The organism is Mycobacterium sp. TH-M15, from assembly GCF_057473705.1.
Window position 1 is genome coordinate 1 of sequence record NZ_JBYCLB010000580.1, and the last position, 3,888, is coordinate 3,888.

Genomic DNA, 3,888 nt, shown 5'->3' on the forward strand with positions numbered 1-3,888 from the left:
GAGCCGGCCCAGCGGCTCGGTGCGGATCTGCGCCGACAGGTGCACGACGCGGCCCGGCGGGCCCGGGTGGCCGCCCGGATGCTGGCGACGTTGCCGACCGTGGCCAAGGACAACGCGCTGAACGTCGCCGCCGATGCGCTGCTGGCCCGCGTCGACGACATCCTGGCCGCCAACGCCGAGGATCTGGCCGCGGCCCGGGCGGGCGGCACCGCCGAGGCGATGCTGGACCGGCTGGCGCTGAACCCGCAGCGGGTCGACGGGATCGCCGCCGGCCTGCGCCAGGTGGCCGGGCTGCCCGACCCGGTCGGCGAGGTGCTGCGCGGATACACGCTGCCCAACGGGCTGCAGCTGCGCCAGCAGCGGGTTCCGCTCGGCGTGGTGGGCATGGTCTACGAGGGCCGGCCCAACGTCACCGTCGACGCATTCGGGCTGACGTGCAAGTCCGGCAACGCGGCGCTGCTGCGCGGCAGCTCGTCGGCGGTGAAGTCCAACGCCGCCCTGGTGGCGGTGCTGCGTGACGCGCTGGCCGGTGCGGACCTGCCCGCCGACGCGGTGCAGCTGCTGGACAGCTCGGACCGGGCCACGGTGACCCACCTGATCCAGGCCCGCGGCCTGGTCGACGTGGTGATCCCGCGCGGCGGGGCCGGCCTGATCGACGCGGTGGTGCGCGACGCGCAAGTGCCCACCATCGAGACCGGGGTGGGCAACTGCCACGTCTACGTCCACGCCGACGCCGACCTGGCGGTGGCCGAGCGGGTGCTGCTGAACTCCAAGACCCGCCGGCCCAGCGTCTGCAACGCCGCCGAGACGCTGCTGGTCGACACCGCGATCGCCGAGGAGGCGCTGCCTAGGCTGCTGGCCGCGCTGGCTGCCGCCGGGGTGACCGTGCACGGCGGGGGCACCGGCGCCGCGGCCGAGGACGACCTGCGCCGCGAGTACCTCTCGATGGACATCGCGCTGTCGCTGGTCGACGGGCTCGACGACGCGATCGCGCACATCAACGAATACGGCACCGGGCACACCGAGGCGATCGTCACCACCAACATGGCCGCCGCGCAGCGCTTCACCGAACAGGTGGACTCGGCGGCGGTGATGGTCAACGCGTCGACGGCGTTCACCGACGGCGAGCAGTTCGGCTTCGGTGCCGAGATCGGCATCTCCACCCAGAAGCTGCACGCCCGCGGCCCGATGGGCCTGCCGGAGCTGACCTCGACAAAATGGATCGTGTGGGGAAAGGGCCACACCCGTCCGGCCTGAGCCGATCGTCCTCGTCCGCTAGGAGAGCCCCTCGTGCAGACACCCGCACGGCACGCGCCGCTGTTCACCGACATCGACGATGTCGCGCGGCGGCTGGCCGAGACCGGCTACCTGGCCGACACCGCCACCACCACCGCGGTGTTCCTCGCCGACCGGCTGGGCAAGCCGCTGCTGGTCGAGGGTCCGGCCGGGGTCGGCAAGACCGAGCTGGCCCGGGCGGTGGCGACCGCCACCGGCTCCGGCCTGGTGCGGCTGCAGTGCTACGAGGGCGTCGACGAGGCCCGCGCCCTCTACGAGTGGAACCACGCCAAGCAGATCTTGCGCATCCAGGCCGGGTCGGGGGACTGGGACGCCACCAAGCTCGACGTGTTCTCCGAGGAGTTCCTGCTGTCGCGTCCGCTGCTGACCGCGATTCGGCGCGCCGACCCCACCGTGCTGCTCATCGACGAGACCGACAAGGCCGACATCGAGATCGAGGGCCTGCTGCTGGAGGTGCTCAGCGACTTCGCGGTCACCGTCCCGGAGCTGGGCACCATCGCCGCGGCGCGCACGCCGTTCGTGGTGTTGACCTCCAACGCCACCCGGGAGCTGTCCGAGGCCCTCAAGCGCCGCTGCCTGTTCCTGCACATCGACTTCCCCGACGCCGACCTGGAGCGGCGCATCCTGCTGTCCCGGGTGCCCGAGCTGCCGGAGCGGCTGGCGGCCGAGCTGGTGCGCATCGTCGGCGTGCTGCGCGGCATGCAGCTGAAGAAGCTACCGTCGGTGGCCGAGACCATCGACTGGGCCAGAACCGTTCTGGCGCTGGGCCTGAACACCGTCGACGACGCCACCGTGGCCCAGACCCTGGGTGTGGTGCTCAAACACCAGTCCGACCAGGTGCGCGCCGCCGGCGAGCTGCGGCTGAACTGAGGCCCCGATGGTTCGCCGCAGCCGACCCCCGCAGCCCCTGGCCCCGCACGGCATCCCGGGCCATCTGGTGGGGTTCGTGGAAGCGCTGCGCGGACAGGGCATCTCGGTCGGCCCGTCGGAGACGGTGGACGCCGGCCGGGTACTGGCCGTCCTCGGCCTCGCCGACCGGGAGACGCTGCGCGCCGGCCTGGCCTGCGCGGTGCTGCGCCGGGCCGACCACCGCGACACCTACGACGCGATGTTCGACCTGTGGTTCCCGGCCGCGCTCGGCACCCGGACGTCGGTCGCCGAAGCCGGAACAGACGAGGACGCAGATGATTTCGAGTCGATCCGGGACGACCTGGATGCGACGCGGTCGATGCTGGTCGATCTGCTCACCGGCGACGGCGACCAAACCGAGACCGACCAGGCCCTGGCGGCGATGATCGCCCGGATCGTCGAGGCGCACGGCAGGTACAAATCGAGTCGGGGAACGTCGTACTCGTCGTATCAGGTGATCAAGGCGCTGGCGCTGGAGGAGCTGACCGCCCGGCTGCTGGCCGGGCTGCTCGCACCGTACGGAGACCAGCCCAGCCCGGCTCAGCAGCAGATCGCCAAATCGGTTTCCGTGCAGCGGATCGATCAGCTACGCAAGCTGGTCGAGGCGGAGACCAAACGCCGGACCGCGGAACAGCTGGGTCGCGACCACGTCCAGATGTACGGAATCCCGCAGCTGAGCGAGAACGTGGAATTCCTGCGCGCCTCCGGCGAACAGCTGCGGGCGATGCGCCGGGCGGTGGCGCCGCTGGCCCGCACGCTGGCCACCCGGCTGGCCGCCCGCCGTCGCCGCTCCCGGGCTGGGGCGATCGACCTGCGCAGGACGCTGCGCAAGTCGATGTCCACCGGCGGCGTCCCGATCGACCTGGTGTCGCGCAAGCCGCGGCCGGCCCGGCCCGAGCTGGTGGTGCTCTGCGACGTCTCCGGGTCGGTGGCCGGCTTCAGCCACTTCACCCTGCTGCTGGTGCACGCGCTGCGCCAACAGTTCTCCCGGGTCCGGGTCTTCGCGTTCGTCGACACCACCGACGAGGTGACCCACCTGTTCGGGCCCGATGCCGACCTGGCGGTCGCCGTGCAGCGGATCACCACCGAAGCCGGGGTGTACACCCGCGACGGGCACTCCGACTACGGCAACGCGTTCGTGTCGTTCGCCGAGAACTATCCGAATGTGTTGTCGCCGCGCAGTTCCCTGCTGGTGCTCGGCGACGCCCGGACCAACTACCGCAACCCCGCGACCGAGGTGCTCACCCACCTGGTGACCGCCAGCCGGCACGCGCACTGGCTCAACCCCGAGCCCAAACACCTCTGGGACAGCGGCGATTCGGCGGTCTCCTGGTACCGCGAGGTGATCACCATGCACGAGTGTCGGTCGGCCAAGCAGCTGGCCGGGGTGATCGACGGACTGCTGCCGGTGTAGCCACTTCCGGCGCGAGCGTGCAGAACGCGTCGCTGCTCCTATCCGGCGGTCGGAACTACGCTACTCACACGTGGGGGAGCCACCCCGGCCCTTTCGGGGACAGCACGAACCCGCGCCCCTGCGGGTCCTTGCACGCGGTCATGCGCGCGTAGTCCACACCGCAGATCACGCCGCTAAGGGCTCGCGCAGTAATTAATCGGGTTCTGGTGGGCGTGTCGCGGTGTGGTCGGCGGTGAGCGTGTAGTTCCAGTCGCCGTGGAATTCGTGAC

General features: G+C 71.3%; 3 protein-coding genes. All 3 read left to right on the plus strand.

The window, feature by feature from the left end; translation table 11 throughout:
• The first annotated feature begins 27 nt into the window (after positions 1-27).
• The 3 genes from AC2VNT_RS14280 to AC2VNT_RS14290 are packed head-to-tail and all read left to right on the plus strand — an operon-like array spanning position 28 to position 3,619.
• A complete protein-coding gene (locus tag AC2VNT_RS14280) occupies positions 28-1,257 on the plus strand; it encodes a glutamate-5-semialdehyde dehydrogenase (protein WP_486947484.1) in 1,230 nt (409 codons plus the stop codon).
• 33 nt (positions 1,258-1,290) lie between these two features.
• Positions 1,291-2,166 carry an AAA family ATPase gene (locus AC2VNT_RS14285; RefSeq protein ID WP_486947482.1) on the plus strand — a complete coding sequence of 292 codons (876 nt, stop codon included), beginning with the start codon at positions 1,291-1,293 and terminating at the stop codon, positions 2,164-2,166.
• Between the two features lie 7 nt (positions 2,167-2,173).
• A complete protein-coding gene (locus AC2VNT_RS14290) occupies positions 2,174-3,619 on the plus strand; it encodes a vWA domain-containing protein (RefSeq protein WP_486947483.1) in 1,446 nt (481 codons plus the stop codon).
• Positions 3,620-3,888: the final 269 nt, after the last annotated feature.